This is a genomic window from Bacillus sp. OTU2372, from assembly GCF_038440275.1.
GTDB classification, from domain to species: domain Bacteria; phylum Bacillota; class Bacilli; order Bacillales; family Cytobacillaceae; genus Neobacillus; species Neobacillus bataviensis_B.
On the sequence record NZ_JASATK010000001.1, the window covers coordinates 397,606 to 413,745 of the forward strand.

Here is a 16,140-nt window from a genome sequence, read left to right on the forward strand (position 1 = left end):
AGGTGGGGCCTATTATCCAGTTAATATGATTTACACAGCATTTGTTTGCTGGTTGAGGAAACACCGCAGCAGTTGGTTAAACCGGTCTTTTGCCTCAAGCTTGGCAAGATGACCGGTATTCCTCATAATTATAAATTTTGAATCTGGAATTAGCTTGTGCATAGAGGTTTGAATCCAAACCGGTAAAACAGAGTCATATTGTCCCCCGATAATCAGGGTTGGAACTTTGATTTCTGGTAATAAAGATCGATTATTTACTTCAAGGCACATTTTTAAGGATTCGAGGAAGATAAAATATTTTGGGCGGAAATAATTGCTAAATGTATCTACTGTATTTTTATTCCAGGAGTAAAGAGCCATATGGGCAAGGAATTCTGTCTGTTTTCCCGATGCAGTTACAGCCTCAAATTTTTTTCTCCGATTGTTATATAAGATTCTCTTTAATTTTTTCGGAAAATAGTGAAAAGTGCTAACTAGCATGAGTGATCGGCAGAGTTCCGGGGCTTGTCGGTAGATTTCTTGTGCAACAGCACCACCCATTGACAGCCCAAGAATGTGTGCGTTTACAATACCCAATTCTTTTAATAAACCTATTATGTCTGAGGCAAAGTTGGGAATAGAAATCCCGTCTGTTCTTGTACAATCCCCGTGGCCGCGTAAATCCGGAATAATCAACTCAAATTGATCTGCTAATTCAAACTGGTTACTCCATCCTTCTTTGACTTCCCCTAAACCATGAATGAGGACTAGTGGTTCCCCTTTACCCAAATGCAAGTAGGGTACACCTAACTTGCTAAACCAAACCATTTCCATTTTACACCACCTTTTCCAGTTTTAATAAGTTTATAGCCAACGTCAATAAATTGTAACACCTAAATAGTAATTTAATTTATATGTATATTTATTTTAAATATTGCAAAATATAACCCATAGGTGTAAAATACATATAGGTGAGGTGATGAGGATATATGGTAAACCAAGATAGCCAATCAGTCAATCCATCCAAAAATTTTGTACTGCCATTTATTTTATTGCTTCTTAGTAAAGTATCCCTTCATGGCTATGAACTTAGCCAAAAGCTAGAAGCATTCGGTTTTAAGACTCTTGACCAAGGGAACTTATACAGGATGCTAAGGCAGCTCGAAAAGGATGAATTAGTTTCATCTGTATGGGATACAACAGGCAGCGGGCCGGCAAAAAGAAGATATTCAATCACAAAAGCTGGGATTACATACTTAAAAGGATATGCTAACCAACTCGAGACGTATCAATCAATCCTAGATCAATTCTTCAAGATGTATTCTAGTTTACTTGAGCTCTATATTCCTTCATTTCAGAAGAAGGATCCAATAGAGAAAGCTAATAGCACTATGAGGAGGAAGAAAGATGGTACAGAAGAAAAATGAAACGGTTCCTGCTGAAGAACTAGTTGAATCGATACCTGTAGGTTCATTTGTTACAACTTTTTGGGATCAGTTTGAACAATCCAGTGAGCGTGCAAGACAGCTAAGAGAAAATCAAGAAGATGCTTATTTTAATGCCGTAAGAGAGGTTATTAAATTCAATAAGCAATACCGTAAGTCCCTTGCATCATTATATGAGCAAGCGAGAACAACAAATAAAGAAGTGGTTTCTGGAGTGGTGCAACAAATTAATGCCGTCGTAGATAAAGATGTCGTTGCTTCAGAAGACCATGAAGAGCTTAAAAACCAGTTTGATGAAGTTTCTGGGCAGTTGGAAAAATTAGCGTTAACACCAGTTCGATCCTTTTTCCATATTATCGATCAATTAGAAGATAGCTTTGAAAAGAATGCAGAATCTGGTATTGCTTATAACCGTGAAAGCCGAAACGCATGGCTTGAAGTACGTAAGGAATATGCCAAGAAAGCTCGCAATACACATTTAGATTTTGTAGAGCGTAGTAAAAATAGCTTCAAAGAGCTTGTTAAAACTCGTTAATGATTTCGTTGTTTTCATAAAATCCTTAATCAAAGCTAAACCACATTCTCTTCTGATTTAATTGGAGAATGTGGTTTTTTTCGTCGGTTTTTCCCCACTTTATATTTGACCAATATGTTAAACTAGGACCAAATTTTTCTTTTGAAATTTAAATGTCATATATTTATAACTTATTTGAGGGAATTAGATGATATACTTCTAATTGAGATAAAAATAGGATGATATTGGGAAAAGTTTGTGAAGGAAGAATTGAAACAGCAAGAGCAAGAAAAACTCTCTCAAAAGTTGGAGTTACAACAGCAAGATCAGTCGCTTGCTTTGAAAGAGGCGGGGCTTGAGGGTGTGGAACAAAATTCTATTACGACGAGTTCAACACTTATACATGCAATAATTCCTACCGCTTCTAATGAAACGATAAATACTGTCATTCATGCTGGCGAAAAGTATATTGGAAATTCAGTCTATGTATTCGGCGGGGGGAGAAATGCAAATGATGTTGCACAAGGAAGATTTGATTATTCTGGGTTTGTTGCATGGGCATTTTCACAAGCAGGTATAAAAGTCTGAGCCCATACGGATATATTGAAAAACTTAGGCAAAAGGGTTTCGTATGGTGAAGCACAGCCTGGTGATCTTGTTTTCTTTGATACTTATAAAATTGACTGCCATGTTGGAATTTATCTGGGTAACGGGAAGTTTATAGGTTCACAAAGCAGAACAGGAGTTGCAATTGCTGATATAACACATGGTTATTATCTGAACAAATTTAACGGACGAGTAATGCGATTTATTAATAACTAGTAAAATAAAAGTGGAAGTAGCGGTTAAAGCCATACGGATGGGTATTATCTTTTAAACTAACGTAAGGTACTGATGTGGCAGAAACAAGGCCACATTTTATTTTTTTGTACACTGTTTATCAATATATGAAAATATTAGAGTTGCTTATAGTTCCAGTTAATTAGTAAAATAAAAAGTATGCTTGTCATAATTTATCATTTATCAACAAGTTAGGAGCGTTTTACAACATGGATTTACTTATATTAATCAAAGCCATTATTTTAGGCTTGGTGGAAGGATTAACAGAATTTGCCCCCGTTTCATCAACAGGACACATGATTATCGTTGATGATATGTGGTTAAAGTCTGAAACCTTTTTAACTGCACATGGAGCTAATACCTTTAAAGTAGTGATTCAGCTTGGATCAATATTGGCAGTGGTTGTTACCTTTAAAGATCGTTTTATTGACCTATTAGGACTGGGCAAATTCACAAAACAACCAGCGCAAGAACAAAGTCGCCTTAAGCTAACCCAAGTTATTGTAGGCCTAATACCAGCAGGTGTATTAGGGGTACTGTTTAATGATTATATTGATGATCATTTATTCTCTACGGGGACAGTTTTAGTTGGATTAGTGATTGGTGCCATCCTTATGATACTTGCTGATGCATTTGGTTCTAAAAATCCAAGAACACAAACGGTAGACCAGGTTTCCTATAAACAAGCTTTTATGGTTGGACTTTTTCAATGCTTCTCGCTTTGGCCGGGTTTTTCTCGCTCTGGCTCAACTATTTCAGGAGGAGTTTTAATGGGAATGAGTCATCGTGCGGCGGCTGACTTTACCTTTATCATGGCCGTACCAATAATGGCTGGCGCTAGTTTCCTCTCCTTATTAAAAAACTGGGAATATATGACGGTCGAGGCGTTGCCGGTCTTTATTGCAGGATTCATTAGTGCTTTTATCTTTGCATTAATCTCGATTCGGTTTTTCTTAAAGCTTATTAATAAAATTAAGCTTCTGCCTTTTGCCATTTATCGAATCGTATTAGCTTTAATTATCTACTTGTTATTCTTATCATAAACGATTGGGCAGCTCTCTTTAGGGAGCTGCTCTTTTAGTCTTAGAGAAAATCAGGAAAGTCACAAATCAGCCCTTCAACATGATAATGCCTTAAAAAGTCGACTTCGTTTCTATTCCTAACGGTCCATATAAAAGTTTTAAAGCCATGTTGATGGATTCTGCTGATAAGCCGTTTGCTTACCATAGTAATTTTAGGGTTGACAAAGGAAGCATAGCTTGAAAAAGAAACCAATTCTTGATCAGATATTCCTTTACCGGTGATTTTTTTTACTAAGACTCCTATTTGGATGGAAGGTACTAGTTGATGAAATTTTTTTAGTGAACACTGATCAAAGGATTGAACAATCACTTGAGGTCCTTCTAAGCTTGTAAGTCCTCTCTTTAACAGTTCATTCGCAATTTTTTCTTCAATTCCAGGGTAAAGGGAAGGATTTTTTATTTCAAGCAATATTCCGACTTTACCGCCAAACGCATCTAGAAATTCACCAAAAGAAGGAATCTTTTCACTACTAAACCGAGAGTCAAACCAGCTGCCTGCATCCAATGCTTTAATTTCTTTTAAGGTAAGATCCTTTACTTTTCCTTTCCCATTCGTTGTACGATTAACGGTTGAATCATGGATGACCACCAGTTCCCCATCTTTTGTCATCTGGACATCCATCTCAAGAAAATCCACACCAAGGTGAAGCGCTCTATGAAAAGAAGCAAAGGTATTTTCGGGGCAGTATCCGGCTGCTCCTCTATGGCCGATTTTTATGGGGGACCGGGATTCGGAAGCGCTTGTGATTTTCATACCTTTTCGGCTTAATGATAAATAGATCCGTCTCCAAACAGTTTTAGTAAATTTCAACAAGATTTCCCCCATCGCCTTTTTGTGAACATGGTAAGAAAAACATAGCAAATTGTCAATAGGTATCTGCTTAGGTGGTTGCTTTAATGTTATTGGACAAATATAGATAATGGAAATAAGTCTATGTACAAAGAATGGGCTTATTCAATAAGCCTAATATGATTATTTGTCTATCGCACATCTTTAACTAGGTGAATAGGATATATGGAAATCGAAAAGGAGGTAATGTAAATGTCTGGTGCAGTAGGTGGCTATGGCGGCGGATTTGCCCTGCTAGTCGTATTATTCATTTTACTAATTATTATTGGAGCTTCTTGGGGTTGCGGATTCTATTAATATAAAAGGGAGGAAATAAAATGTTTGGATATGGTGGATTTGGTGGCTACGGCTATGGTGGTTGTGGCTACGGTGGATATGGATTTGGCGGCGGATTTGCATTAATCGTCGTTTTATTTATCTTATTGATTATTGTAGGTGCTGCTTGCTTTAGATGGTAATTAAAACTTAAAGTGTTTTATTAACTAGAAAGAAGGGGTTGCTTATTTTTAGAGGTAAGCAAGCGCCTATTCTCTGGTGATTTAAACGCTTTAGTGTTAATTAGATATCTAACAAGAAAACCCGCTCGGTTAATCCAGCGGGTTTTCTTGTGAAATCGTATTCGTACTTTTCCATTGCTCAAATTGGTCAAGTTCTTTCGATAATTTCTTTAACGTAAAACCAATTACAGCAGCGTCATCGAATATGCCGAGCCCAATAATAAAATCAGGAACTAAATCAATCGGGGAAATAAAATATAGCAGGGCGCCAATTATCGTAACGATGGTACTTGGTTGAACATTCTTATACTCACCTTTAGTATAAGCTTTTACTAAATCAACAAATAACTGCAGTTTATCCCAAGCATCCCCTAGATAGCCTTTCTTCTCTGTTGCTTTATGGATCACCTTATTCAGTAAATCCTTTAATTTTTGCGGATTGCCGAGGAATTCCTTTGCATTTTTCATGTAGTTAGACTGCTCTTTTTCAATTAATTCATCATTTCGGTACATAGGGTTCACTTCCTTTAACGGAATTCAAGCTTAGTTTACCACCAAAATCATAATTCATTAGATATTTACCACGAAAACACAAAAGTAAAACCAGGTGCAGCGAGTGCACCTGGTTATATTATGCAGAAAAAAGTTGTTAAGCGATTTTAGATGAGCCAGTAACGATTGCCTCCACTTCAGATCCTTCTAAAGTTTCTTTTTTTAATAAGGCATCGACTAATTGTTGATACTGTTGTTGATGATTATTGATCAAGGATTCTGCTTTTTCTAATCCTTTTGCAAAAAGTTCCTGCATTTTGATTTCTTTGTCTTGCTTGTTAAAAGTTAGAGTAAACCCATCCTGAAGCATTCCAATGTCGACCATATGTTCAATAAGATGTTTAGCCTGCTGTACGTCACCGCTCACGCCGATGCTATGTTCACCCAGTAACAATCTCTCAGCAACACCACCGGCTAAAACCATTGCCACGCGGTCAAGCAAGTCACTAGTTGTTGATAAATGGAGCTCTTTTGGAATCGGCGCAACATAACCAAGTGCCTCACCACGAGGAATAATCGTTGCTTTTCTAACTGAACCTGGTTTTGTTAAGGAAGCAACAATCGCATGGCCAGCCTCATGAATGGCAACCCTGCGTTTTGTATCGAGATCCTGTAGTGATCGAGAAGTACTTCCTAAAATCGTCCGGTCGAGTGCATAATCCAGGTCTTGTTTTGTAATTACATCTTGGCCATTTCTTACTGCACGTCTTGAGGCCGTTTCAAAAAGAGACTGCAGCTCTGCACCGGAGAACCCAGAAGTACTTTCTGCTAAATCATCAAGGGACGCAAAGACATCTTCTGCAAGTGCTTTTCCTTTCGTATGAATCTCGATGATTTCTCTTCTACCCTTTGTATCAGGGAGAGATACATGGAAGGAGAAGTCAATACGGCCAGGACGAAGGAAGGCCTCATCAAGCATATCTTTTCTATTTGTAGCTGCTATAAATAGAATTCCGTCATTAGATTGACCGCCGTCAAGTTGAACAAGTAGTTCTGTTAAAGTTTTTTCTGCTTCTTCGCCGCCATGAGCTTTACGCTTTCCTGCAAGTGCGTCCACTTCATCAATAAAGATAACGGCAGGTGCCTGTTTGCGTGCTGTTTGAAACAGGGAGCGAACTCGGCTTGCACCAACACCTACAAACAGTTCATTGAATGCCGAACCACTCGTAGAGAAGAAGGAAGCATTTAACTCTCGTGCCATTGCTTGGGCTAATAAAGTTTTACCGGTCCCAGGGGGTCCGTATAAAAGAATTCCTTTTGGCGGTTTAATTCCCAACTTTATTGCCCGTTCAGGTTCTTTTAAAGTAGATAGTGTCTGTAAAATTTCCTCTTTCATTTCAGCTCCAAGTCCGCCTACATCATTTAAACTGATAGAAGGAAGGGGGCGTGACTTGGCAACACTATTTTTCATCGAATTATGAAGGCCAAAACCACCCTTTGTTTTTTGTAAGGCGAAAGCAGCACCCGCAAGTAAAACCATCACACCGCCCATAATCCATTTACCATACCTGCTGCTGGTCGTATAGGTGTAATCAATATTGTACTTTTCAACAAGTTTTTCAATCATTTGACTGTTCGGCGGAATATGGGATACATATTCTTGATTTCCCGCTTTCATATAAAGGCTGCCGTCTGCCTGTTCAGTAAGTGTAACAACCTTTCCATTTTGCCCCTGGATCGTTTTCTCCACAGACGAGAAAGGAATCGAAATTTCATTATGAGAAGTTTGGATATACCAAATAATTCCCGATATGACTATAATCAACGCTGTAATCAGCGGAAAAAACTTTGAAACTAGCTTTTTACTTTCATTCAATTCTTTTCATCTCCTCTAACAGAGTTATATAATTCATTATAAGGGAATTTCCAGAAAAATGGATATGGGAATCGGTGGAAGAAATCGAGCAAATCGATTTACGCTTTTAAAAATGGCTGTGTTAATCTTGATTGTTGATTTCCGCTACAGGCGGCTTCGCTTTCCGCGGGCGTGCCGGGGAGCCTCCTCGGCACTTTTAGCGCCTGCGGGGTCTCCCCTGCCCCGTACTCCCGCAGGAGTCTTCGCCGCCTTCCGCTCCATTCAACATGCTAAAAATCAATATTAACCTTTAACACAGCCTTAAAAATAAAAACACACTGTCCTAAACGGGAAAGTGTGTTCTAGACTTTATGATAATAAGCGGAGTTGTGGAATAATTGGTGTAAGCACACTTTGGGCTAGAGTTCCAATACTCTTTCCGACAGATGCCTCCTTGCTCCATTTAAAGACATGAACCTTTTCTTCCTTAGTTTCATACAAAAATAAGAGTTGGTCCCCTTCTTCGGCAATGCCAATTTTGTTATATGAAATTTTATTTTGTTTAAGCACGATTTCGAAAGCTTTATGTAATAGGTCTAAGGTTTGCGAGTCAACTGACTGATTTTGCATAGTTCCTCCCAAGGAAATCAAATAGTTTTTCATTAACTTCATTATAATCCTTTCACCTCCATCATAAAAGAAAAATCAATAGTAAACAACTCGATATATTGCAAAGTTGGCGTTTGCGAGATAAGATTGAAGTTATGGAAAAAAAATTTCTCGCTATAATGGGCAAAAGCTGCCCGGATTAGTGAATGGTTTCTTTCACCCTAAGTTTGGAGAGGGAATAGAACTTTATTTAGAGGAAGTATGACTTCTTTGTCAAAGAGAGGAAGACAAGATGGGTAACAATTTTAAAGAAGAAGTATTATCACGCCGGACATTTGCGATTATTTCCCACCCGGATGCTGGTAAGACAACATTAACAGAAAAATTATTATTATTTGGTGGAGCCATTAGAGACGCTGGAACGGTAAAAGCAAAAAAGACAGGGAAGTTTGCCACGAGTGACTGGATGGAAATTGAGAAACAACGTGGTATTTCTGTTACGTCCAGTGTCATGCAATTTGATTATGAAGGTTTTCGGGTTAATATTCTTGATACTCCAGGACACCAAGATTTCAGTGAAGATACGTACAGAACACTGATGGCAGTTGACAGTGCAGTGATGATTATTGACTCAGCGAAGGGGATTGAGGAACAGACACTTAAGCTGTTTAAAGTATGCCGCATGCGCGGGATTCCCATCTTCACATTTATTAATAAGCTGGATCGCCAAGGGAAAACACCGCTTGAACTTCTTGCCGAACTTGAGGAAGTCCTTGGAATTGAATCCTATCCAATGAACTGGCCAATCGGAATGGGGAAAGAATTCCTAGGCATTTATGACCGTTTTCATAAAAGAGTTGAACAATTCCGGGTAAATGATGAGGAGCGCTATATTCCTCTAACTGAAGATGGGGAAATTGCTGGGGACCATCCGCTAAAACAATCAGGTCTATACGATCAAACTCTTGAGGAGATATTACTTCTCAATGAAGCAGGTAATGAGTTTTCAGCAGAAAAGATAGCTGAGGGGACTCTAACTCCTGTTTTCTTTGGAAGTGCCTTAACAAACTTTGGTGTTCAGACGTTCTTAGAGTCTTACCTTCAATTTGCACCACCGCCAAAAGCACGTCAATCATCCATAGGTGAAATTGATCCATTAACAGAACAATTTTCGGGGTTTGTGTTTAAAATCCAAGCAAATATGAATCCTGCTCACCGCGACCGGATTGCCTTTGTACGTGTTTGCTCTGGTAAATTTGAACGAGGCATGACGGTTAATATACCTCGATTAGGAAAACAATTAAAGCTTTCCCAGTCGACATCCTTCATGGCAGAAGAACGAAATACAGTAGAAGAAGCCGTTAGCGGGGATATTATCGGATTATATGATACAGGTACTTATCAAATTGGTGATACTTTAACGACTGGTAAAAATGACTTCCAATATGAGAGGCTGCCACAGTTTACTCCTGAATTATATGTCAGGGTTTCGGCTAAAAACGTCATGAAACAAAAATCCTTCTATAAAGGTATTCAACAGCTAGTTCAGGAAGGGGCTATTCAGCTCTTTAAAACTGTTAGGATGGAAGAATATTTACTAGGGGCTGTAGGTCAGCTTCAGTTTGAAGTATTTGAGCACAGGATGAGAAATGAGTACAATGCCGAAGTATTAATGGAGCGTATGGGTTCAAAAATTGCCAGATGGGTTGAAAATGAGACGGTTGATGAAAACCTTTCGAGCTCAAGAAGCCTTCTGGTAAAGGATCGATATGACCATTATGTCTTTTTATTTGAAAATGACTTTGCATTAAGATGGTTTCAGGAAAAAAATCCTAATGTTAAACTATATAATCCTATGGACCAGCACGAATAGTTTGGATAGCAAAAAACAGCGGAAAGCCTCCGCTGTTTTTTAATTTGTAATCCTTTCAAAGTGATTATGCATAAATTGGAAAATTATTGGAAGATTTTCAGCGTATCCCCGTTAATTTAACATAGTAATGGTTAAGCTAAGTGAAGAAGTTTTTGTTCTTAAATGCCATAAAGAAGCGGGATAGGAAAATGAAAAAAATGAGCAAATTGGAAGCAGTTTTGTGGAATATTGCATTCCCTGGTTTTACACAATTATTAACAGGTCAGTATATTAAGGGAGTCTTATTTGTTGTTTTAGAGTTTATCATGAATGTAAATAGTCATTTTAACCAGGCAATTATGCTTAGCTTCCTAGGTGAAATTGGGCAAGCTGAAATGGTGGTAAACTATCAATGGCTTATGTTTTATCCATGTATTTATATGTTTTCGATGTGGGATGCTTATCGATTTGCAATGCCGGCAGGTGAAAAGCATTCTTATTTGCCTTTTGTTTTTGGAGCTTACTTTGTCACAGTTGGATTAATGGTTTCACCAAAGGTAACTTTTTTTGGAATCCATCCGGGACCTATCTTTTTACCTATGATATTCCTTATTCCGGGGTTACTTGTTGGTGGAATAATAAAACGAATTTTAAAATTATGCGATAAAAATACCAACATCGCGAATTGAAAGCTTTAAATCATTAATCTGATTTAAAGCTTTTTAATTTTTCTATTGGGAAAAATTTTTATTTTCAACCCCCAGAAACTGTTCTTTAATTAACGTAACTATGTAATAAATGCGTACGCAAAATTTATTGATGTGAAGAAATTGAAAAAAAGAGGGGGATTTAATAGGACTAAAAACAAACGGAAATAACAAAAAGGAACTAAACAATAAACCGGAAAAGACAGCCATTATTGGGGGTTTTCTTTTTCCAAATGCTTATTCCCTATAAAGTCTTAAGTACTATATGTATGTTATAATGGGACGAATAGAGGTGAGCAAATGTTAAGTTTATTGTTTATGACCAAGAAGAAAAAAAGAACTTTGGAAGAGACTGTTCTACTAGTCCAACAAGGTGACCAAGAACTATTAAATCAATTAATTGATTCCTATAAGCCCTTTATTGCTAAAACTGTTTCTTCCGTTTGCAGGCGTTACATTTATGAATCCGATGATGAATTTAGCATTGGACTGATTGCATTTAATGAGGCAATTGAAAAATATTCAGCAGATCGAGGAAGCTCTTTATTAAGTTTTTCCGAAATCATTATAAAAAGACGAGTAATAGACTATATTCGTAAACAAACCAAAAATCAGCATATAAGTATTGATATCACTAACCCTATACAAGAGGAAGAGTCGCCGGGAACTGTGATTGTAAATGAACTTTCCCTTGATGAGTTTTATAAGAAGAATGACGAGCAATTAAGAAAAGAGGAAATACTCCATTTCCAAAAAATGTTAACCTCATTTGATTTAAGTTTTAGTGACTTAGTGGAAAATTCACCCAAACATGCTGATGCTCGGAAAAGTGCGATTCAAACAGCGAAAATACTGGTAGCCAATCCAGAGTTAAAAGAGATATTACTGGATAAAAAGCGTCTTCCCATTAAACAGTTAGAAACAAGGGTCAATGTCAGCCGGAAAACGATTGAGAGAAATCGGAAATATATCATTGCGGTTGCACTTATATTATCTAGTGATTATGTCTATATGAAGGAGTATATAAAGGGGGTGCTGGATATATGAAAAAAGGAATTATCATGGAAATAGATGACGCTTTCTTAACGCTATTAACCCCCGAGGGTGAGTTTTTACGGACCAAAAAGCAAGATCAAATCTATACGATTGGCGAGGAGATACATTTCTTTCCAAGTGCAAATGTTCAAACAAAGAACTCATTATTATTATTTTTATTATTATTAAAGAATATCTTAACATCTCGAAGCGTCTTGGCCGTAATGGCTGCCCTAATTATCTTGTTTGGTTCCTTCTTTCCGCTGTATCAAAATAATAAAGCTTACGCTTATATGTCTATTGATGCAAACTCAAGTATTGAAATTGGTGTGAATAAGAAGATGCAGGTTGTAAAATTAACAGGCATCAATAAAGCGGGTAAAGAGGTAATATCAGAGCTTAAGAATTGGAAGAAAAAAGATGTTTCAAAAATTACTCAGTCCATTTTAGCTAAAATGAAACAAGCGGGTTTGCTAGAAAATAAGCAGCCTGTGATTATTTCGACTGTTCAAGCGGAAGAACAGGATGAGCAATCTGAAAAGGATCTTCAAAAGAATTTAGAAGAATTAAAAGCGTTGGCAGGCAAGCAAAAGTTAGATTTGACCGTGTTAAAAGCAACCCAAGAAGACCGCAAACAGGCACAGAATCGTGGTATTTCCACTGGTAAATATCAGTACCAAAAGAAAGGAAAAGAGAAGAAAAAGAATACGAACCAGAAAAATGTTGCAGCTCCTTCACGCCAACTAACAATAATATCACCGGGACAGCAAAAGAAATTGGTTGATAACCAAATTGATAAAAAAAATACTAACGCTCAAATTATGCCTGGGGATAAGAAAATCCCGCCAAGTCAACTTAAAAAGGATGAGAATCAAATCATACCAAATCACGGGGATAACAAACAACAAGAGCCGAAGCAACCGCCGAAGCAACAAACCACACAACCGGCTAAACAAACTCCAAAGCAGCAGGTTAAACAACAGACCCAAAATCAACCAAAAGCAAAAAGCACACCAGTAACCACAGCCAACCATCAAAAGAAGTCTAAACAAAAGGAACAAAAAATTAATAGTCATAAGAATAAGTAAAAGTCCGGCGTCAAAACCGGACTTTTTTTCCATATCTATTCAATTATTGGTTGTTAAATTGCCCAGATAATTCAGCTTGCGCTTGTTGGACTAATCTTTTCGTTATTTCTCCGCCCACAGATCCATTTGCTCTAGAAACGGTATCTGAACCTAATTGGACCCCAAATTCTTGGGCGATTTCATATTTTACCTGATCCAAGTATTGCTCGATTCCAGGCACTAATAATTTATTGCTGTTATTTGCCATTGTTTTCACTCCTTTGTCATAGGAAAGTTGATACTTACCTTGTTAACTTTTTTAGCCTATCGCTACTTTAAAGTGTGTGCCTTTGGTACATTTTTTAGAATTTAGAGGATTGTAGGACACCCTCTGTATAAATAGTATCTATTGTCCTTCAGAATTTCATAAGTGGTAATGTTTTTCGGATATGGATAATTCCATTAATCAGTTCCTTTACTGACATCCTTTGTCGGGTGCATAAACGGATAGGCTTGTGGTTTTCTTTTGCTGTCGAGCAGCTCTCGATTTTCTGAAGTATTCCAGCCAATATCATTTGTCGGATGAACCCATTCGTCTCCAGACATAATGGCAGGGTCTGTATCCTTTGACCAATTTTCTAAAGGGGAGTTCTCAGAAGCATATAAACTGTCACCAATGGTAACCCCATATTCATTTACAAAGGGATCCTCCATTTTTATTCCGGTCCCTTCGAAGCTAGGTGCATTTATTTGATGGGGCATGGTTTCATCCATCGTTATCTTTTCGGAGGACTGTTTATGATTAGATTTTTCCATGGTCTATTCACTCCTTTTTCTTTTATTTTCTGTTTGTAAGGCGATTTTATTTATGAAAAATAAGGAAAGGAATGAACACACACACTTTGCTTAAACTAAGGATGTATCATCATATCTTTGGGAGGATTTTAAATGGCAAAGCGCAAAGCAGAATTTAATGCAGTGGAAAAATATACGAAAACCCCTCATAAAAATGTGCAGGAAAGTGAATTTTCAGCAGAGTTTACCGATAATAATAATGCTATTCGATTCCAAAATCGTAATTCGAAACAAGGTAAAAAAGGTAGAAGCTAATGGCAAAGGTAGGTAATACTCAAAACCCTATACCAATGGAAGAGTTTAGTATTGAAATTGGTGAAGTTAATGGGGTTAAGCTTTATGAAACGAAAAAACATTTGAAGAAAAATGGTAAAAATAAATAAGCCGGGGACCCCCGGCTTATAAAAAACTAAAATGAAAATATTAATGTATGGTCTTTGCTCGGGTCAAAGAACGCTAATAAGTAGCCAGTTTTTCTTTTTAAGTGGCCGGTTGTTAAGTACTCACCTAAGTCAAAGGTTAATCCCTCAAGCATCGTATGCTTATATAAATCCTTTTCATCAAGCTGCAGTTGACTGAATTCATTTCCAAGCATAGTTGGATGATTCAATATTTGTTTGTAAAGCAGTGAGCGCTCACCCTTATCCAGGGATGCGTCCCACCAAGGCTTTCTAGGTTTGTATTTGTGATTTCTTAAATAATCATACTTCATTACTCCTGCAATAACTTCAAGGTTATCGACGGAGCGTTCTTCTAGAAACGAGTATAACCTTCTAAATAAGTCCTCAAGCTGATGGCCGATTCGCGACCATCCCTTATCATCCCAGTAGGAACCAAACTCTTGGAAAAAGTCAAACGGAGATGGGAATACATTGCTGACAAGATATTCAACCGTATAGTCCATTCGGTGGTCATTCCAATATTTCTCCAATACGTCCTCGACTTGTTTAATTCTTACAATATCATCAAACGATAACACATTATTACTTAAGATTTCATATGGTGAATGGTCCATATATACATATTTATGTTCATCAGCACGGAGACGGACTCCAGTTCCCCTGAGCATTTTCAAAAATCCCAATTGTAATTCTTCTGGCCTCATCTCGAAAACATCATTAAAAGTTTTTCTAAAGGAGGAATAATCTTCTTCGGGAAGCCCGGCAATTAAATCAAGATGTTGATCGATTTTACCGCCCTCTTTGACCATTGTGACCGTTCTTGTCAGCTTGGCGAAGTTTTGTTTTCTTCTGACAAGCTCATTGGTGTAATCATTTGTAGACTGGACGCCAATTTCAAATCGGAATAAACCTTTTGGGGCTTCTTGATTTAAAAATTCAATGACTTCGGGCCGCATAATATCAGCGGTGATTTCAAACTGAAATACGGTTCCAGGCAGATGCTCATCAATAAGAAAACGGAACATTTCTAACGCGTAGCTTCTACTAATATTGAAAGTACGATCCACAAACTTTATCGTTTTAGCCCCATTTTCCATGAGATAGTGGATATCCGCTTTAATTTTTTCACGGTCAAAATATCTGACTCCGACTTCTATGGAAGAGAGGCAGAACTGACAGCTAAATGGACAGCCTCTACTTGTCTCAATATAAGTAACACGTTTCCCTAAATCAGCGATATCTTCGGGAAAACGATAGGGTGAGGGAAGTTCTTTAAGATCCAGCTTATTCAGTTGTGGTGTTATTTTTACTACTCCACTTTCTCGAAAAGCAATACCACTGACATTTCGGTACTCTTTCGCGGCAGCTATTTCATGAAGTAGCTGTTTAAAGGTTTGTTCTCCTTCACCGATCACGATAAAATCCACATCAGGATGTTTTTCCATCCATTCGGCTGTATCGTAAGTCACTTCTGGACCTCCCAAAACGATCAAAATCGAAGGGTCAACCTTTTTTAACATATTTACAACTTTCAGTGTTTCCTCAATGTTCCAGATATAGCAGCTAAAACCGATAACGTGAGGTTTTGCTTGATAAAGGTCCGAAACGATATTTAGGACTGGATCCTTAATAGTGTATTCTTTTAATTTGATTGTAAATTCTGGGGCTGCATAGGCCTTCAAATAACGAATAGCAAGATTTGTATGGATAAACTTAGCATTCAGCGTAGAGCAAATAACATTCATATGGTTACTCCTTTTTCAATATGACCAAATAATTATTATAGCCTATTTTTGACCAAAAGAGTATAAGGCAAACCATAAATCATCACTACAAACCCGATATCCCTTAGATAAAATCTGAATGATTTCTATCTGTTATAATACAACTTTTAATCTGTTATACAATTAAGCAAGCGTTTTAAAGTCTGAGATAATAATGATTTTTTTAAAAAAATTAATGTGTTACAAAAAAATTCAGGTGATGTTTAACATTTGTCACAGATTAAATTTCAAAATTGTCCTACAATAACGACAGGAAAATCAATGAATAGTTTATTT

Annotated in this window: 21 protein-coding genes; 13 read left to right on the plus strand and 8 right to left on the minus strand. The window is 37.3% G+C overall.

Translation table 11 applies throughout. The features are described 5' to 3' along the window. Window positions 1-30: 30 nt before the first annotated feature. The gene (locus tag AAHB15_RS01870; RefSeq protein ID WP_335575514.1) at window positions 31-813 is read right to left on the minus strand and encodes an alpha/beta fold hydrolase; all 783 of its coding nucleotides are present in this window, start codon (window positions 811-813) and stop codon (window positions 31-33) included. Between the two features lie 155 nt (window positions 814-968). Here AAHB15_RS01870 and phaQ point away from each other — a divergent pair, with 155 nt between their 5' ends. The 5 genes from phaQ (at window position 969) to AAHB15_RS01895 (ending at window position 3,821) form a co-directional block, all read left to right on the plus strand. Then, on the plus strand, window positions 969-1,406 hold the full coding sequence (gene phaQ / locus AAHB15_RS01875; protein WP_144562664.1) for a poly-beta-hydroxybutyrate-responsive repressor: 438 nt from the start codon (window positions 969-971) through the stop codon (window positions 1,404-1,406). Then, window positions 1,387-1,959, plus strand: a complete 573-nt coding sequence (locus AAHB15_RS01880; RefSeq protein ID WP_144562663.1) for a hypothetical protein — start codon at window positions 1,387-1,389, stop codon at window positions 1,957-1,959. Before phaQ ends, AAHB15_RS01880 begins: the two co-directional genes overlap by 20 nt. 237 nt (window positions 1,960-2,196) lie before the next feature. Then, window positions 2,197-2,526, plus strand: a complete 330-nt coding sequence (locus AAHB15_RS01885; RefSeq protein ID WP_342041663.1) for a hypothetical protein — start codon at window positions 2,197-2,199, stop codon at window positions 2,524-2,526. A 15-nt stretch (window positions 2,527-2,541) separates the two neighbouring features. Further along, on the plus strand, window positions 2,542-2,760 hold the full coding sequence (locus AAHB15_RS01890; RefSeq protein WP_342041664.1) for a C40 family peptidase: 219 nt from the start codon (window positions 2,542-2,544) through the stop codon (window positions 2,758-2,760). Window positions 2,761-2,987: 227 nt separating this feature from the next. Further along, window positions 2,988-3,821 carry an undecaprenyl-diphosphate phosphatase gene (locus tag AAHB15_RS01895; protein WP_144562662.1) on the plus strand — a complete coding sequence of 278 codons (834 nt, stop codon included), beginning with the start codon at window positions 2,988-2,990 and terminating at the stop codon, window positions 3,819-3,821. 40 nt (window positions 3,822-3,861) lie between these two features. Here AAHB15_RS01895 and AAHB15_RS01900 read toward each other — a convergent pair whose 3' ends face one another. Further along, entirely contained in the window at window positions 3,862-4,671 is an 810-nt protein-coding gene (locus AAHB15_RS01900; protein ID WP_335575515.1) for a glycerophosphodiester phosphodiesterase, read from the minus strand. 231 nt (window positions 4,672-4,902) lie between these two features. Between AAHB15_RS01900 and AAHB15_RS01905 the strand changes: the two genes are divergently transcribed. Further along, window positions 4,903-5,007, plus strand: coding sequence for a YjcZ family sporulation protein (locus AAHB15_RS01905; protein WP_144562660.1), 105 nt, complete (start codon window positions 4,903-4,905; stop codon window positions 5,005-5,007). A gap of 20 nt (window positions 5,008-5,027) precedes the next feature. Continuing rightward, entirely contained in the window at window positions 5,028-5,168 is a 141-nt protein-coding gene (locus AAHB15_RS01910) for a YjcZ family sporulation protein (protein WP_098528555.1), read from the plus strand. A gap of 129 nt (window positions 5,169-5,297) precedes the next feature. Here AAHB15_RS01910 and AAHB15_RS01915 read toward each other — a convergent pair whose 3' ends face one another. From AAHB15_RS01915 to AAHB15_RS01925, 3 genes are all read right to left on the minus strand, one after another. Further along, on the minus strand, window positions 5,298-5,720 hold the full coding sequence (locus AAHB15_RS01915; protein ID WP_144562659.1) for a YkvA family protein: 423 nt from the start codon (window positions 5,718-5,720) through the stop codon (window positions 5,298-5,300). A 136-nt stretch (window positions 5,721-5,856) separates the two neighbouring features. Next, a complete protein-coding gene (locus tag AAHB15_RS01920; RefSeq protein ID WP_335575516.1) occupies window positions 5,857-7,575 on the minus strand; it encodes an AAA family ATPase in 1,719 nt (572 codons plus the stop codon). 348 nt (window positions 7,576-7,923) lie between these two features. After that, window positions 7,924-8,184 (minus strand): hypothetical protein, encoded by a 261-nt coding sequence (locus AAHB15_RS01925; RefSeq protein ID WP_335575517.1) that lies wholly within the window; start codon window positions 8,182-8,184, stop codon window positions 7,924-7,926. Window positions 8,185-8,455: 271 nt separating this feature from the next. Between AAHB15_RS01925 and AAHB15_RS01930 the strand changes: the two genes are divergently transcribed. The 4 genes from AAHB15_RS01930 to AAHB15_RS01945 all read left to right on the plus strand — a co-directional run bounded on the left by AAHB15_RS01930 (window position 8,456) and on the right by AAHB15_RS01945 (window position 12,845). Continuing rightward, on the plus strand, window positions 8,456-10,036 hold the full coding sequence (locus AAHB15_RS01930; RefSeq protein ID WP_335575518.1) for a peptide chain release factor 3: 1,581 nt from the start codon (window positions 8,456-8,458) through the stop codon (window positions 10,034-10,036). A gap of 188 nt (window positions 10,037-10,224) precedes the next feature. Beyond that, window positions 10,225-10,704, plus strand: a complete 480-nt coding sequence (locus AAHB15_RS01935; protein WP_098528560.1) for a hypothetical protein — start codon at window positions 10,225-10,227, stop codon at window positions 10,702-10,704. A 318-nt stretch (window positions 10,705-11,022) separates the two neighbouring features. Then, window positions 11,023-11,769 (plus strand): RNA polymerase sigma factor SigI, encoded by a 747-nt coding sequence (gene sigI, locus AAHB15_RS01940; protein ID WP_342041665.1) that lies wholly within the window; start codon window positions 11,023-11,025, stop codon window positions 11,767-11,769. Further along, a complete protein-coding gene (locus tag AAHB15_RS01945) occupies window positions 11,766-12,845 on the plus strand; it encodes an anti-sigma factor domain-containing protein (RefSeq protein ID WP_342041666.1) in 1,080 nt (359 codons plus the stop codon). Before sigI ends, AAHB15_RS01945 begins: the two co-directional genes overlap by 4 nt. Before the next feature lie 43 nt (window positions 12,846-12,888). Here the strand turns inward: AAHB15_RS01945 and AAHB15_RS01950 are convergent, their stop codons facing one another. Continuing rightward, window positions 12,889-13,092 carry an alpha/beta-type small acid-soluble spore protein gene (locus AAHB15_RS01950; RefSeq protein ID WP_098528563.1) on the minus strand — a complete coding sequence of 68 codons (204 nt, stop codon included), beginning with the start codon at window positions 13,090-13,092 and terminating at the stop codon, window positions 12,889-12,891. Window positions 13,093-13,286: 194 nt separating this feature from the next. Beyond that, entirely contained in the window at window positions 13,287-13,640 is a 354-nt protein-coding gene (locus AAHB15_RS01955) for a DUF3905 domain-containing protein (protein ID WP_335575533.1), read from the minus strand. Between the two features lie 132 nt (window positions 13,641-13,772). On the opposite strand from AAHB15_RS01955, the gene AAHB15_RS01960 reads away from it, so the two are divergent. Together AAHB15_RS01960 and AAHB15_RS01965 are read left to right on the plus strand one after the other, a co-directional pair. Continuing rightward, a complete protein-coding gene (locus AAHB15_RS01960) occupies window positions 13,773-13,934 on the plus strand; it encodes a hypothetical protein (RefSeq protein WP_176541115.1) in 162 nt (53 codons plus the stop codon). Beyond that, a complete protein-coding gene (locus tag AAHB15_RS01965; RefSeq protein ID WP_335575532.1) occupies window positions 13,934-14,062 on the plus strand; it encodes a hypothetical protein in 129 nt (42 codons plus the stop codon). The genes AAHB15_RS01960 and AAHB15_RS01965 overlap by 1 nt, the downstream gene beginning before the upstream one ends. A gap of 26 nt (window positions 14,063-14,088) precedes the next feature. On the opposite strand, the gene AAHB15_RS01970 is transcribed toward AAHB15_RS01965, so the two are convergent. Further along, window positions 14,089-15,825 (minus strand): B12-binding domain-containing radical SAM protein, encoded by a 1,737-nt coding sequence (locus AAHB15_RS01970; protein WP_342041667.1) that lies wholly within the window; start codon window positions 15,823-15,825, stop codon window positions 14,089-14,091. Window positions 15,826-16,140 lie beyond the last annotated feature (315 nt).